The organism is Sphingorhabdus sp. YGSMI21, assembly GCF_002776575.1.
Lineage (GTDB): Bacteria > Pseudomonadota > Alphaproteobacteria > Sphingomonadales > Sphingomonadaceae > Parasphingorhabdus.
Window position 1 is genome coordinate 388,328 of sequence record NZ_CP022548.1, and the last position, 15,147, is coordinate 403,474.

Genomic DNA, 15,147 nt, shown 5'->3' on the forward strand with positions numbered 1-15,147 from the left:
TTGAGGGACAATATCATGCGTAAATCCACCGTCGCTATCAGCCTTGTGTCGCTGGCCAGCCTGACCGCTTGCGGCTCCAGCGGGCTGTTTGACCGCGACCGGCCCGACGAATTCGCAGTTTCGCGCCAGCCACCGCTGGTCATCCCGCCCGATTTCACGCTGACCCCGCCCCAGCCCGGTCAGCCTCGCCCGCAAGCCGGCGGTTTGCAGCAGCAGACACTGGAAGCTCTTTTCGGTGGCCCGCAGGCACGCAGCGTAACCGAAAGCGCGGTTGTCGGCCTGGCCGGTGAATCCGACGCCGGCATTCGCTCTTCGGTCGGTGATCCGGAAACCTTCACCGTCGACAAGGGCAGCGTCACCCGCGACATCATCGCCGCACCCGAAGGCGACGGCCAGAACGCACAGGCCGCTACGCCGGATTGATTGTACCCCTGCGCAGGCAGGGGTCCATCTCGTGAAATTTAGGTTATAATAATGGTTGGAGTGCAGAAGCGCTCGAGCCTTCAGCCCGTTATACTCGCTACCCCAATGTGCAGACGATAGTTCGGGAGATGGGCCCCTGCCTTCGCAGGGGCACACCCCCTTCTCCCGTAAGGGAGAAGGATATGCAGCCTTATCGAGGAACGAGATTAGGCGTAATTGGATGAGGGTGTTCTGCTCTCTCGAGATTGGTACACCCTCACCCAGCTGCGACTAGGCAACAAGCTGCCAAGTCTGCGCAACCCTCTCCCGTAAAGGAGAGAAAATGTTCAATCAGGAACCGAGATTACCTTGGTCCGTGCATTGCCGCCCCGCACAATCTCCAGCGATGTCCTGGGCAGCCCGAGCGCTTTGGACAGCAGTTTCAGAACGGCCGCATTGGCTTTGCCATTCTCCGGCGTTGCGGTCACGCGGATCTGCAATATGCCGGCAGGTCCGTTCTCGCCCGGCAGGCTGATGCTGTTGTCGCTTGCATTGGGCGTGACTTTCACGGTCAATTCACCGCTCTCTATGAACGAGAGCATCTCGGACCGGGGCGGGAATGATGTCTTTCTTGCCATTGTCTAACTATTTCCCTTCTCCCGTGAGGGAGAAGGATAGGGAGCCTTATGCGCGAAGCGGATTAGGCGGACTTGGATGAGGGTGTTTTTCAATCTGAAGCGCAGTACACCCTCACCCAGCTGCGACTAGCAAACAAGTTTGCAAGTCTGCGCAACCCTCTCCCTTAAGGGAGAGGGAAGAACACCTAATGCCGGAAATGCCGCATGCCGGTGAACAGCATCGCCAGACCCGCTTCGTCCGCCGCCGCAATCACCTCGTCGTCGCGGATTGAACCACCCGGCTGAATCACCGCTGTTGCGCCCGCTTCGACAGCAGCCAGCAGGCCGTCGGCGAAGGGGAAGAAGGCGTCGGAGGCGACTGCTGATCCGATGGTGCGGCTTTCGCTCCAACCGGCTTTTTCCGCAGCATCCTTGGCTTTCCACGCAGCAATGCGCGCCGATTCGAGCCGGTTCATCTGGCCGGCACCGACACCCGCTGTCGATCCGTCCTTGGCATAGACAATGGCGTTGGATTTGACATGCTTGGCGACGGTCCAGGCGAAGAGGCAATCGGCCATTTCCTGCTCGCTCGGCTGGCGCTTGGTGACGCATTTCAGATCAGCCTCGGCAATCTGGCCATTGTCGCGCGACTGCAGCAGGAAGCCGCCGGCGATCGATTTGAAGCCCATGCCGGTGCGGGCCGGGTCGGGCAGTTCGCCGGTGAGCAGCAGGCGCAGGTTTTTCTTCTGGGCAAAGATCGCCTTTGCCTCGTCATTCGCGCTCGGGGCACAAACGACTTCGGTGAAGATACCGGTCATTGCTTCCGCCGCCGGGCCATCGAGTGGCCGGTTGACCGCGATGATGCCGCCAAAGGCAGAGACGCTGTCGCAGGCCAGAGCCGCTTTATAGGCGTCGAGGATATTGTCCGCGCTGGCCACACCGCAAGGATTGGCGTGCTTGACGATCACCACGGTCGGCGGGCCATCGCGAAATTCGCTGACCAGCTCGAGCGCGGCGTCCGCGTCATTATAATTATTATAGCTGAGCGCCTTGCCCTGCAGCTGCTCTGCCTGGGCAATCCCGCTCGCGGACGGGCCGTCGGGCAAATAGAGCGCCGCGCTCTGGTGGGGATTCTCGCCATAGCGCAACTCGACCGGACGGCTCATGGTGACCGGCAGCGTGTCGGGGAAAATCTTGCCCTGATCGGCAAAGCCGAACCATTGCGCGATCATGCTGTCATAGCTGGCGGTCGCAGCAAAGGCCTTGGCCGCCATATTCTTGCGGAAGGCCAGCGAGGTGCCGCCGTCATTCTCCTGCAGTTCGGTCAGCAAAGTGTCATAGTCGGAAGGGTCGGTGACGATGGTGACGAAGTCATGGTTCTTCGCCGCGCTGCGCACCATCGAAGGCCCGCCGATATCGATATTCTCGATAATCTCGTCGCGTTCCGCGCCCTTGGCAACGGTCTGCGCGAAGGGATAGAGATTGACGATCACCAGATCGATCCCGGCAATATCATGTTCTTCCATCGAAGCGACATGGCCGGCGTCATCGCGCCGGGCGAGCAGGCCACCGTGGACCTTGGGATGGAGCGTCTTGACCCGGCCATCCATCATTTCGGGAAACTGGGTGACATCGCTGATATCGGCAACCTCGAGACCCGCTTCGCGCAGCGCCTTGGCCGTGCCGCCGGTCGAGATCAGCGCAACGCCCATCGCCGCCAGTTTCTGGCCGAGATCAGCGAGGCCGCTTTTGTCCGAAACCGACAAAAGCGCGCGTTTGATTTTGATATTCTCTGTCATTCTTACCCCATATGTTTGAGCAGCCAGCCGGTGGCGCCGCCGCCCCTGCCCACTGCTCCGGAAATTACCATCTGCATGACATCATGGCCTATGCCCATGCCGTCGACCCAGACGCTTTCCTCCAGTTTGATTTCTCCGCTGGTCGAGCGGAATTGCCACAGATTCCCGTCCTTCAGGCGCAACAAGACGCCCTTTCCTTCCGAGATCAGGTCGGTTTCTATATCAGGCCCGAGATGGAAGCGCAGCGCATATTCGATATCATTTTTGCGCCGCCGGCGCTTTTTGCCATCCGGTATCAGCATATCCTCGCCGCGCAGCTCCAGACCATCCGATCGGACCAGCAGCAAACGCTTGTGGATCAGACCAAAGCGCTTTGCATAGCCGTCGTGGCTGGCTTCCAGCCGGGTGGCATTTTCGACGTCGCGGCGGAACAGTTCGACTTCGCTGACCCCGCGGCCCAGCTTGCCATCGGGCAGGATCGAGGTGCTGTTGCTGTCGGCGATACATAGGGTGCTGTGAGCAGCAGTGGTGCGCAACCCGCGTGCGAGCGCCGCCGGGATGGTCGCGCCAACCAGCCCCGCCCCGCCGCAATTGCTGATGATCCGGCAGTCGCCGTTGGAAAATTCAAAGGCAAGTGTCGAGGCGCAACCGGCCACCGCCATCCGCGCGATCGGCGGCGGCGCCGCGTCAAGGACCAGCACCGAGCGACCGGAAGAAACCCGCTGATAACCCCATTCATGCGCCTGCCGCAGCGGCCTGGCCCGAACGCCGCTGGCTTCCACCACTTGCGCGATCTGCTCCGCCGAAGTGGCGCCACTGCCCTGCCAGTTGCCGAGGGTTCCGTCAAAATGGGTGAGCGCGGTGAGCGGCGGCACCGCCTTGTTGAGCGCTTCCTCGAGAAAGGCCGGTGCGTCTTCCTTGCGCGCAATATAGACCTGTTTCAGCATCGACAGCAGGATCACCGCATCGATCTGGTTGAGCGGCGAGCGCGAGACAGAGCCGCCGTCGGCAAAGAAAAACTCGCCCATCGCCTTTTCCAGCCCCGCTTCGCCGACAATCTGGCGGACGCGTCCTTCGGGGAGCAGCAGCGAGGCCGCGACGACACCGCTCCACGCGACCAGCCGGCCAAGACTGCTGTTGGCCTTGTCGGCGGTCCGGTCGAGATGGCGGGCGGTGCGGGCGATATTGTTGAGCAGTTTCGAACGGTAAATCAGATCCCGCGAGGACAGGATGAGCGGCGCGTGGCTGGCCCATATCAGCAATCGCCAGCCGCAATTGTCGGGCCGCCAGGCCGGTTGGCGAATCGTGTCGCCATTGGCGTCGAGCCACTGGGTCATCAGCTTTTCCGCCACCGGCAGTGCCTGATCGCGGGACGCCGCCGTATCGAGATCGCGCAGCCACTGGAAACGGTGAACATAATCCTCGAATTGCGGCGGCAGCTTGAGCTCGGCAAAATCTATATTGTCGTGCTTCTTCTTGAGGCCTCGGAACAGGAAGAAACCGGCGCGTACCGCAACGCCCTGGACCCGGTCGCCGTCCACCGGATCGACCGGCACTGCCAGCAGCCGCAAGGGCAATTTCCCCGACAGGCGCAGCCGGTGCAGCGGCATCCGCCAAGTCATCCGGTAATAGAGCATCGTCGCTTGCTGGGCGAGCGACTGGCCGCGGTCGCGGTCGTGGCGCAAGGTCAGGCTGCGGCCTTCGCCTATGGTGTCATTGTCGTCATTAGTGTCTGGCTGGTCCGGGTCGCCATCGCCCAGATCAAGCCGGTCAGATCTGCCCGTGGTCATTCACCCCTCAGGCCGCGGATATTGGCGGCATATTGATCGGGCCCGCCCCGGAAGGTAGCGGTGCCGGCCACCAATGTATCGGCACCGGCGGCAATCGCCTTGGGCGCGGTGTTGAGATCAATGCCGCCATCCACTTCCAGTCTTATGTCCTTGCCGGTGGCGGTAATCCGTTTGCGGATCGCCTCGATCTTGCGCAGCTGGCTGTCGATGAAGCTCTGCCCGCCAAAGCCCGGATTGACGCTCATCACCAGAATCAGGTCAAGATCGTCGATCAGATAGTCGAGTATGTCGAGCGGAGTCGCCGGATTGAGCACCAGGCCGGCCTGCTTGCCGAGCGACTGGATGGTCTGCACCGTGCGATGAGGATGCGGGCCCGCTTCCGGATGGAAGGAGATGATGTCGGCGCCCGCTTCGGCAAAATCCTCGAGAAACTGGTCGACCGGCGATATCATCAGATGGACGTCGAATGGTTTGGCACTGTGCGGCCGCAGCGCTTTGACCACTGCCGGCCCGATGGTAATATTGGGAACGAAATGGCCGTCCATCACGTCGACATGCACCCAGTCGCAGCCGGCCTTGTCTATGGCCTGCACCTCTTCGCCCAGCCGGGCAAAATCGGCAGAAAGGATGGAGGGGGCAATACGGATGCTGTCGGACATGGCACTTCCTTAAACTATGCCCGGCAGTAGGATTTTTGAACCGGGCAAGCAAGACGCTATTATGGCAGTGCCACAGTCCCTTGTGGACAGATTGGGGACAGGTTCACAATATATAGAAAATCAGCTTTTGCGAACCAGCCGGGCGATGAAAAATCCGTCGACATGGCCCTGTTCGGCGAGCATTGTCGGCAAGGTCCGGACGCTGCCGGATTCGGTCGGTGCTATGCCGGCGGGCAGCTCGTCACCACGGACCGGATCGATGGCGAACTGGTCATGACGCTCGAGAAAAGCCTCGATCTGCTCTTCGCCTTCTTCGGGTTCCAACGAGCAGACCGCATAGACCAGGGTCCCGCCGGGCTTCACCCAGGCTGCGGTCCTGTCGAGCAAGGCGCGCTGCACTTCGGCGCGGTCCTCGATCTGGCGGGAGCCGATGCAGTGCAGCACATCCGGGTGACGCCGGTAGATGCCGGTGGCGCTGCACGGCGCGTCCAGCAGGACAGCATCGGCGGGCTCCGCCGGCTCCCATTGCATCAGGTCAGCAATGACTTCTTCCGCTTGCAACTGGGTCCGGGCCAGATTGTCCTGAAAGCGCTCCATTCTTTTGGCGCTATTGTCCACGGAAATCACTTTCCATCCGGCGCTGGCCAGCTGCATTGTCTTGCCGCCAGGTGCGGCACAGAGATCGAATATGGTCCGGTCCTTGCCTTCCCCTAGCAACCGGGCGGGAATTGACGCGGCCAGATCCTGTACCCAGAAAGCGCCTGCATCAAAACCGTCCAGCTCGGTCACTGGAAGAGTTGGAAGCATCCTGAGATGTTTCGGCGCAAGCTTCTCGCCCTCCAGCGTGCCGACATCGTCGGACTGGAAGCTGAGGTCGAGCGGTGCGGGCGCGGCCCAGGCCTTGCTCGCGGCATTGGCGACATCCTCGCCCCAGTTGCTGGTCAAGCGATCGAGCGTTTCGCCGGGAATTTCCGGATATTCCGGCAGTTTCAGCTTGCCCGATTCGACGCCACGCATGACGGTCGAGAAGACACCGTGCACCAACCGGCGCGGGCCGCCATGAACCAGCGGCAAGGCGGTCGAAATCGCGGCATGTTGCGGCGTGTCGAGGATCAGCACCTGCGCCAGCGCGATGCGCAGCGCCATCCGCGCCTTCGCGTCATCGGCCAGCCGGTTGCGGGTCGCGCTGTCGATCATCGCGTCGAGCGCACTCATCCAGCGCAGCACATTGGCGGCGATATTATGCGCCAGCGCCTTGTCCGACGGATTGGACAGCTTTCCCGTAGCCGCAGGCATTGCCTGATCCAGCGTCTCGCCGCGCCGGCAGACGGCGTCGAGCAGGCGAATGGCGGACTGGCGTGTAGCGAGGCCGGGAATCTTGTTGTTGGGTTCGTTCATTGATCTTTTCCGCACTGCTTGCCCCGCAAAGCCGGGCCCGGCGCAAACCGGATGGCTTGCGCTGCCGCACCGCATAGACCTTCCCGCGTTTCGATCAAGCTTTTGGATGGAGCGGGGACTGGGACGCAGAAGGACATTTCGGGAGAAGACCGAGCAATTATCACACTCTCAGCCAAAATCGGGCTCAGCTTGATCTAACGGCCATTCCGTCCACGCTCGAACGCCCGCCAGGTGGCCACCGGATAGCGGACGAGACCAAGGGCCATCAGCACCATACAAAGCCCTCGCGCCCGCCAGTCCTGATAGCATCCCATGCCGGTCTCCCATGCCGCGACAAGCAATTCGCCTCTGGCGCTCGTATCATAGCCGGTTATCAGATGATGCGCGTCATGTTGCGCCAGAATTTCTCGCCGCCAGCGGAAATTGGGGAGCGGCAGTTCCAGCGGGCCAAGCGCCGCCATCCAGACCGGAGACGATTCCGCGGCGAGGTCGAACCCGTTCTCCTGACGGAACGTGGCTATCTTCTTCGGCTCGGCATCAGCCATCATCGGTCTGCCCTGAATCGGGACGGGACAGTTCCGCCTGGCCCGCTGCTGCGATGGACAGGGCTCGCTCTGTTACCGGAGATATACCCGGACGTGGCGGAAGGTTTTTCGGTAGCTTTATGTCCCAGGCCAGGCCCATTTTCTCGAGCAGACGGATGAATTGAAAACCCAGATCTATTTGCCCCGGATATAGCCCATGTGCTGCAGAGCGCGGAAAGGCGTGATGGTTGCAATGCCAGCTTTCGCCCATCGTCGGAATCGCCAGAATCGGCACATTATGGGCCTGCAGCGCGGCACCATCGAGATGCCAGTCTTGCGGCCCGCGGCTATGCGCGAAATAGGAGATGAACCAGTGCATCGTCAGGCATGCCGCCACCCGGACAACAACGCCCCAGATCACCCAAGGCCAACCGCCGATCAGGTACAGGACAAGAGCAACCGGGATCTGGTGCAGCATCCACGTCCGTTGGAGAAACCGGTAGAAAGGGTCACCGGCAATTTCCGGTCCGGGATCGAAACCGGGCGGTTGATCCAGTTTGAGCTTGAAGTTCAGATAGTAGAAACCTTCGATCCAGAGCGGCTTTCCATGTCGCAGAAACCAGTGGCAATTTTCTTCCCGCTGTGCCCAGTCCCGGCTATCGTGCAATCCGATGGTCCAGATCGGGCCACCCATGCCCACCAATGTTCCCAGATAAACCATCGACCGTTCCAGCCATTTCGGACATTCGAAACTCCTGTGGATCAGGCGGCGGTGGAAACCCACTGAATGGCCGGCACATAGCGTCACCGCCGACAGAGCCAGAAAAATTGCGAAGGCACCCCAGGTAAAATAAAGCGGTCCCAGGATGATTGCGCCAAAGAGAAAGGCCATGTTCCAGATCGAACGCGGCGCATCCCAGAGAACAGTCCCCTTTCCCGGATCCGCCACTTCGAGCCCGGTCAGTGAATTAACCTTGAAGGCTGCGCTGCCGCTTTGCAGATCATATCCCATCTTGCGCTTCCTCAACTGGATGGCGGAAAATAATGTCGCGCAAAAACTGTTTCGCGCTTTGTTTTGCAGCAACCTTCTGCATCGGACCGAAATACCATGAAGGATCGAGCAATCTTTCATAGCGGACTGTCAGCGCCACTCTGGTGCCGCCCCCGGGAAGCGGCGTGAAGCGGATGTCTGTGCCGCCAATGTCCATGTAATTGGCAAGATAGCTGTCGTTGCGCGTTATCTCTGTTCGGACATGTTCAGGGGTTACTTTTGCAATTTTGACATGCATTTCTCCCTTGTGAACATTGGTGAAAAACCAGCGTTTGTAGGTAAAATGCACTGTGTGCACGTCGCCGCTGTTCAGGCTGCCCGCAGCGACCGCATCCGGCATCGGGAAGAGCTGCAGAAACCAGTGGCGCTCGCTGCCAAATTCTATGGGTTTCGCCATATTCGACTGCAGTTGCGCAATCGACAAGGGACTGTCAGCCACATAAGTGGCGCTGCCCGTGCGCTCGACCGTTGTATTGGGGATCAGACCTTCACTCACCAGCATGAATATCAGAACGGGGACGACCGAAACACGGACAATATTGTCCAGAGACTTGTCCTTGGATTCTTCGGACCGATCCCGCGTCAGCCATGCAAAAAAGAAGCCCAGAGATACGAAAAAATAGTAGATCGGCATGAACATCAGAACGCAGACAAAGCCTTCGAACAGCACGATTGAAGTTGCGAAAAAAATGATCGTCGCGATGCGCAAGTGGTTTAAATAACGATAGTGGAGCGCGCTATTCTCACTGCTTTTCGTAAAAAATGCCAGCACCAGCGAAATGACAAACGGAACCAGAATATAGAGCAGAGTTCCGCGACCGAAGTCACTGTCCAGAAGCGTACGTATAGTCAGCGAAGCTACGCCAATGATCAGCAATAATATTTTCCAGGAAATATTCATTCCGGATGATTTGCAACAGGCCATCGGGATTGGCAAGCGAATAGCGCTCGCCAATTCTCGCCCGCTTGCGGTCCGAGACACGCAACAATTCCGGACGCAGAAGCAGGCTATGCGAAAGGATTCATTGCCGGCCGCGATATGGCCCATCATAGACGACGATCATAAGGCCCGGCTTAATTCTTCCAGCTTGGCCAATCCTGGCAACCATAAGATGTATCCAGCGCCACCGGCATCTCGACCATTTGAGCCGTGACGATGATTCGTCCATTTCGGTATCTCTTGCTGCCCGGTTGCGGCTCGCCGGCCCTCGGCAGTTTCCATTCAATAACGGGCAGCGGTGCCAGCACGTTATTGCCGGAAAATCCTTTCAATATCAGAGCTTTAAAATCCGGTTGAAGGCGCCTTAGGACAGTTCTTCGCGCGGCCTCGTCCAGCCGTTCAACGCCACTGGAAATCAGGATGACGAGATCGGAAAATTTTCCGTCGGGGCCAAACAGGGCCGCCAACCCGACCGCTCCTTCCTGTTCCTGGCGCATGGCGATCGACGGATAGTCATTAGCCGCGACCAGGCGATCAAAATTTTGGCCGCGCGTGAGCGCAAGACCGTCCGGCCATTTTTTCAGCAATATCAGATCAGGAATTTGCGGCAGCTGAACCTCGTTCAACGCCATAGGTTCGTCCTGATAGGGATCACCCGTCGCCAATATCGCCTGCCCTTTCTTGCGGATCGCTGGGTCAATACTATCCAGCATATTTTGCGCGATACGTGCCCATATCCACTTGGCTTTGGAAATTGACACCGGTTCAGCTTCCGACTGCAAAAACGGTGAATACCAGGCTACGAGCTGCGCGGCATTGTGATAATCCAAATGGCCAATTCTCGGGTCGACAAGAAGTTCCGCGATCCGGGTTTTTCGTTCGACGGAAACGTCCCCCAGTATCGATACCATGGCCAACGCCTCATCGAGATCGAACCTTTCGCTCTCCGGATCAATCGATGCCTCGAATAACAGCTTGTCCTGCAGCGGATTGGCCAGAAAACTTCCGAAGCGCGCGCGGACCCTTTCCCAATGATCTTCGCGCAGGATCTGCTGCCGCGCTTCATCCTCGGTCCACCCCCGGGGAAGCCCGTCAACGCGCGTTGGATTCCCTATCCACTTGAACCAGGAAATCATTCGTTTTCGCTCTTCATTCAGATATTCCGGAACGTGATAGTCCAGGAAATCGATCTTCCACGGTTGGATATTCTTGTTGAGCGGCCAGTCTATCGCAGCATTCGCGATTTCAAAGGCAAAATCATCATCTTCGGTGCAACCGGAGTCGCCCGTGGCAAATGCCTCTGCATATCCCCAGGCTTCTTCCTCACCTAGCGCCCCGCGCGTTATCCTGCCCAGAAATCCTGTCCTGTCGCGGAGGGCGTTATAGCATGGCTCTCTCCAGCGGTCAGGATCGAGTGCCACGACTTCCCTGAACATATTGCAGGTGGAAGCCCGGGCAACCGGCCCCTGCAACAGAAGCCCAAGCGTTGCAGCACCTGCCAGCATTCTGCCAATCAACAGATTCATCTCCGCAACCTCCAAGCTTTCAGTATGTTGAAGGAAACAGTCTTCGACGTCAAACCAACCCGTTCCCCAGAGGTTGTCTTTCACTCTCAGGATCTAAAGCTAAATTCATCTTTTAGAATCGGCGGCCCGCTAACTCCCAAACACAGTTGCGAGAGTAAGTCTCACATCGCGGTCCATCCGTCAGTCTCGTTTGATTGGTCGGCAGCATCGGTTGAAGGGATCGAAATATTATGTGAGCGACTTTTTGCTCCGCACTGCTTGCCCCGCAAAGCCGGGACATGCGTAAGCCCTATGGCTCGCGCTGCCGCGCCGCATAGACCTTCCCGCGTTTCGATCAGGCTTTTGGATGGAGCGGGGTCTGGGGCGCAGAAGCCAAGATTGCGGATGGGCAGCCATCGGCGGATTGGATCAACAGGTCATCAAAGCAGATCAGTCACCTTGCCCGCCCGGTTGTGACTTACATCACTCCTGCGCTCCGCGGTTAGGTTAGGTCCGTGTCTGGATTTATCCAGAGCCTTTCGACGACAAAAAACAGGAAAAAATTATGAAAAATTCGATTGCAACCTTGGCAGTTTTTGCGAGCGCTCTTGCGCTCGGCGCATGCGGTAGCAGCAACGAGACACCGGAAACGGTCGCGACGGAAGAAACCGCTGAAGTTGCAACCAGCGAAGCGTGCACCCAGGACGTGATGATGGCCAAGGCCGAGGAACTTGGCAAGAAGATGCAGGCTCTCGCCAGCGATCCGGAAGCCATGCAGGAAATGGCCGGCAAGATGCAGGCGGTACAGGAACAGGTGCAGCAAGGCGCCGCGGACGGAAGCTTTGGCATTGCCGAAGCTTGCGCCGCCTATGACCAAATGCTCGCGGATTAATCTGGAGCAGGCCTCCAGCAGGCATGGCGGAGCGCATTCTCTGCCGTGCCTTCACCAAGAGAATGAAGCGGGCCGGATTTGATCCGGCCCTTTTTTTGCCTGCCCTGCTGGCGGCACCGTTCCGCGACAGGCGGGAAAAGCGGACAAGGATTGGCGTTGATTGAAATCGCCGATCATTGTGATCGCCATAATTATCCGGATAGGCTCCGATTGGCTGTTGAATAATGCTGCACCACAACATATTTCAAGCGTCTCAAACAGAAGGATAATTGCTCGCCACTGCTGGCGTGCAAAAAATCTCAACCGAAAGAAAAGGACTACGAATGGCCACCATTAACAGCAAAATTTTGCCTTTCTCTACCGAAGCATTTTACCGCGGTGAATTTGTCAACGTGACGGAAGAACATGTCGCCGGCAAATGGGCCGTATTTTTCTTCTATCCTGCAGACTTTACCTTTGTCTGCCCGACGGAACTGGAAGATCTGGCTAACCAATATGATGCGCTGCAGGCCATGGGCGTTGAAGTTTACTCGGTTTCCACCGACACGCATTTCAGCCACAAGGCATGGCATGCAAGTTCCGATGCGATCGGCAAGATCAATTTCTACATGCTGGGCGACCAGAATCACACGATCAGCAACAATTTCGGCGTCTTGCGTGAAGGTCAGGGCCTTGCCGACCGCGCGACATTCGTTGTGGATCCCGATGGCGTCATCCAGGTCATGGAAATCACCTGCGAAGGCGTCGGCCGGAACGCGGCTGAACTGGTCCGCAAGATCAAGGCAGCGCAATATGTCCGCGCCAATCCCGGTGAAGTTTGCCCGGCAAAATGGGAAGAAGGCGAAGACACGCTTGCCCCTTCCATTGAACTCGTCGGCAAAATCTAAACCCGATCCAACATCAATGAAAAATGCAGTGACCGGCTTTGTGCCGGTCACTCTCCCCCTTGGCTTCGACCTAATGCCAGCGAGCCTATAGCCCTGCCCTGGTCATATGAGAGAAATATCATGCCCATCATCGATCAATCCACCGCCGATCAGCTGAAAGCCTATCTGGTCAACCTGCGCCGCCCGATCCGGCTGGTCGCCACTCTGGACGACAGCGCGAAATCGGCCGAGATGAAAGAATTGCTCGAGACGATCGCCCCGATGTCCGATCTTGTAGAAGTCGATCTCAACGGAAAATCGAAGCGCGTGCCATCTTTCCTGATTTCTGCGGACGATGGCAAATCGGAAGTCGAATTTGCCGGACTGCCGCTGGGACACGAATTTTCCTCGCTCATTCTCGGCTTGCTGCACGTCGGCGGCCATCCGCCGAAAGAGGATGAAGAGCTGCTCGAAAGCGTTGCATCGCTGGAAGGCGAATATCATTTCGAAACATTTTTCTCGCTCTCCTGCCAGAATTGCCCGGACGTCATTCAGGCGCTCAATATCATGGCCGCCCGCAACCCCAATGTCAGCCATGTCGCCATCGACGGCGCGCTGTTTCAGGACGAGGTCGAGGAGCGCAAGGTCATGGCGGTGCCAACCGTCTTTCTGAACGGCGAGCCCTTTGGTTCCGGGCGGATGAATCTGGCCGAGATCATGGCCAAGGTCGATACCGGCAGCGCCGAGAAAGCAGCCAGCAAACTGTCGGCCAAAGAACCCTATGACGTGCTGGTGGTCGGCGGCGGGCCCGCTGGCGCGGCTGCGGCCATCTACACGGCGCGCAAGGGAATCCGCACCGCCATCATCGCCGAACAGTTCGGCGGCCAGTTGATGGATACGATGGGGATCGAGAATTTCATCTCCGTGCCCTATACCGAGGGGCCCAAGCTCACTGCGGAATTGCAGCGGCATGTGAACGAATATGATCTGGAAGTGTTCAGCCAGCAGCGCGTCGCGGATCTGGCGCGCCCGGCCGAGGACGGCGATCTGTTTGCGCTCACGACCGAGAGCGGCGGGTCGCTGAAAGCGAAAGCGGTCATTCTGGCAACCGGTGCGCGGTGGAAGACCATCGGCGTGCCCGGCGAAGCCGAATATCGCAACAAGGGTGTCGCCTATTGCCCGCATTGCGACGGCCCGCTTTACAAAGGCAAGCGCGTCGCGGTTATCGGCGGCGGCAATTCCGGCGTGGAAGCGGCGATCGATCTGGCCGGCATTGTCAGCCATGTCACCCTGATCGAGTTTGACAGCGCGATGCGCGCCGATGCCGTGCTGCAGAAGAAAATGAACAGCCTGCCCAATGTCACCGCCATTGTTTCGGCGCAAACGACCGAAATTACAGGCGACGGCGAGAAGGTTACCGGCCTGCGCTACAAGGATCGCAACAGCGGTGAAGAGCATGATGTCGCGCTGGAAGGTGTGTTTGTCCAGATTGGCCTGATGCCGAACAGCGAATGGCTGGGCGATGTGGTCAAGCGATCCCCTTATGGAGAGATCGAGATCGACCATCGCTGCGAAACCTCCGTTCCGGGCATCTTTGCCGCAGGCGACGTAACGACAGTGCCTTACAAGCAGATCGTCATCTCGATGGGTGAAGGGTCGAAAGCCGCGCTGTCCGCCTTTGACTGTCTCATCCGGGCGGATGGCTAGGCCGGAGAATATTTCCTCTCCAGCCCGGCTGTTTCTAGCGCGTAGGATCCAGGGCGCTCGGCTTGCGCCGGCGGCCCGTGTTGCCGATCTCGTCGGGCCGGGTGGACCAGCCGCCGGAACCGCCATCCTGCGCCATAGCCTGCAAGGCCGCGATCCGGTCTTCGGTCGCCGGGTGGGTCGAGAACATCTGGCGCACGCCTCCCGGTACGATGTACAATTGAGACGCCGCGGGATTGCGCTGGGCTACCGGATTGGGAATACGGGCCGCTTCGCCGGAGATCTTGTGCAGTGCTGACGCCAGCGACAGGGGTTTGCCGCTGATTTGGGCCGCGGCTGCATCGGCGCCGAATTCGCGGGTGCGGCTGATCGCCATTTGCACGATCATTGCGGCAAAGGGCGCGATCAGCACGGCCATCAGACCGGCAACGCCGGCGTTGCGGTCACGGAAAAACATACCGAAATTGGCCAGCATCGAGACAGCACCGGCGATCGTCGCGACCATGGTCATGATCAATGTATCGCGGTTCTTCACATGGCCCAGTTCGTGGGCCATCACGCCTTCGATCTCGTCATGGCTGAGCATCTGCAGCAGGCCGGTGGTGGCAGCCACCGCTGAATGTTCGGGGTCCCGGCCAGTGGCAAAGGCATTGGGCTGGGGCTGGTCGACAATATAGACTTTCGGCATCGGCAGGCCGGCCCGTTTCGACAAATTCTGGACCATATTGTAGAATTCGGGGTGACTTTTGCCATCAATCTCTACCGCATTGTGCATTTTCAGCACGATTTTGTCGGCGTTCCAGTAGGTGAACAGGTTCATGCCCGCCGCGACGATCAGGGCGATGATCGCGCCGCCGCTGCCGCCCAGCGAATAGCCCAATGCCATGAACAGCGCGGTCAGCGCTGCCAGCAGCATGGTTGTCTTCATGAAATTCATCGTCTCTACTCGCTTGAATATGGTCGCTACGGTCTCGATATAGGGTCTGGAGCGGCACGATTC

General features: G+C 58.8%; 14 protein-coding genes. 4 read left to right on the top strand and 10 right to left on the bottom strand.

The genetic code is table 11. From position 1 onward, the window contains the following. Positions 1-15: 15 nt before the first annotated feature. Complete coding sequence (locus CHN51_RS01795) at positions 16-423, top strand: DUF3035 domain-containing protein (protein ID WP_100092481.1); 408 nt, start codon at positions 16-18, stop codon at positions 421-423. 326 nt (positions 424-749) lie between these two features. Here CHN51_RS01795 and CHN51_RS01800 read toward each other — a convergent pair whose 3' ends face one another. The 9 genes from CHN51_RS01800 to CHN51_RS01840 all read right to left on the bottom strand — a co-directional run bounded on the left by CHN51_RS01800 (position 750) and on the right by CHN51_RS01840 (position 10,706). After that, positions 750-1,040 carry a DUF167 domain-containing protein gene (locus CHN51_RS01800; protein WP_100092482.1) on the bottom strand — a complete coding sequence of 97 codons (291 nt, stop codon included), beginning with the start codon at positions 1,038-1,040 and terminating at the stop codon, positions 750-752. Between the two features lie 185 nt (positions 1,041-1,225). Further along, a complete protein-coding gene (gene purH / locus CHN51_RS01805) occupies positions 1,226-2,818 on the bottom strand; it encodes a bifunctional phosphoribosylaminoimidazolecarboxamide formyltransferase/IMP cyclohydrolase (protein ID WP_100092483.1) in 1,593 nt (530 codons plus the stop codon). A 2-nt stretch (positions 2,819-2,820) separates the two neighbouring features. Continuing rightward, complete coding sequence (locus tag CHN51_RS01810) at positions 2,821-4,608, bottom strand: heparinase II/III family protein (protein WP_100092484.1); 1,788 nt, start codon at positions 4,606-4,608, stop codon at positions 2,821-2,823. Further along, positions 4,605-5,267, bottom strand: coding sequence for a ribulose-phosphate 3-epimerase (gene rpe / locus CHN51_RS01815; RefSeq protein WP_100092485.1), 663 nt, complete (start codon positions 5,265-5,267; stop codon positions 4,605-4,607). Before rpe ends, CHN51_RS01810 begins: the two co-directional genes overlap by 4 nt. Before the next feature lie 120 nt (positions 5,268-5,387). Continuing rightward, positions 5,388-6,665: an RsmB/NOP family class I SAM-dependent RNA methyltransferase gene (locus CHN51_RS01820; protein WP_100092486.1), complete on the bottom strand. Its 1,278-nt coding sequence runs from the start codon at positions 6,663-6,665 to the stop codon at positions 5,388-5,390. Between the two features lie 194 nt (positions 6,666-6,859). Continuing rightward, the gene (locus CHN51_RS01825; protein WP_123906215.1) at positions 6,860-7,213 is read right to left on the bottom strand and encodes a hypothetical protein; all 354 of its coding nucleotides are present in this window, start codon (positions 7,211-7,213) and stop codon (positions 6,860-6,862) included. Beyond that, a complete protein-coding gene (locus CHN51_RS01830) occupies positions 7,203-8,201 on the bottom strand; it encodes an acyl-CoA desaturase (RefSeq protein ID WP_100092488.1) in 999 nt (332 codons plus the stop codon). Before CHN51_RS01830 ends, CHN51_RS01825 begins: the two co-directional genes overlap by 11 nt. Next, complete coding sequence (locus CHN51_RS01835) at positions 8,191-9,141, bottom strand: SRPBCC family protein (RefSeq protein ID WP_100092489.1); 951 nt, start codon at positions 9,139-9,141, stop codon at positions 8,191-8,193. Before CHN51_RS01835 ends, CHN51_RS01830 begins: the two co-directional genes overlap by 11 nt. Before the next feature lie 173 nt (positions 9,142-9,314). Further along, on the bottom strand, positions 9,315-10,706 hold the full coding sequence (locus CHN51_RS01840) for an energy transducer TonB (RefSeq protein ID WP_100092490.1): 1,392 nt from the start codon (positions 10,704-10,706) through the stop codon (positions 9,315-9,317). Between the two features lie 544 nt (positions 10,707-11,250). Between CHN51_RS01840 and CHN51_RS01845 the strand changes: the two genes are divergently transcribed. The 3 genes from CHN51_RS01845 to ahpF all read left to right on the top strand — a co-directional run bounded on the left by CHN51_RS01845 (position 11,251) and on the right by ahpF (position 14,150). Further along, the gene (locus CHN51_RS01845) at positions 11,251-11,577 is read left to right on the top strand and encodes a hypothetical protein (RefSeq protein WP_100092491.1); all 327 of its coding nucleotides are present in this window, start codon (positions 11,251-11,253) and stop codon (positions 11,575-11,577) included. A gap of 323 nt (positions 11,578-11,900) precedes the next feature. Further along, the gene (ahpC, locus tag CHN51_RS01850) at positions 11,901-12,464 is read left to right on the top strand and encodes an alkyl hydroperoxide reductase subunit C (RefSeq protein ID WP_100092492.1); all 564 of its coding nucleotides are present in this window, start codon (positions 11,901-11,903) and stop codon (positions 12,462-12,464) included. A gap of 126 nt (positions 12,465-12,590) precedes the next feature. Next, on the top strand, positions 12,591-14,150 hold the full coding sequence (gene ahpF / locus CHN51_RS01855; protein ID WP_206170075.1) for an alkyl hydroperoxide reductase subunit F: 1,560 nt from the start codon (positions 12,591-12,593) through the stop codon (positions 14,148-14,150). Between the two features lie 34 nt (positions 14,151-14,184). On the opposite strand, the gene CHN51_RS01860 is transcribed toward ahpF, so the two are convergent. Beyond that, positions 14,185-15,084: a M48 family metalloprotease gene (locus CHN51_RS01860; RefSeq protein WP_206169934.1), complete on the bottom strand. Its 900-nt coding sequence runs from the start codon at positions 15,082-15,084 to the stop codon at positions 14,185-14,187. Positions 15,085-15,147: the final 63 nt, after the last annotated feature.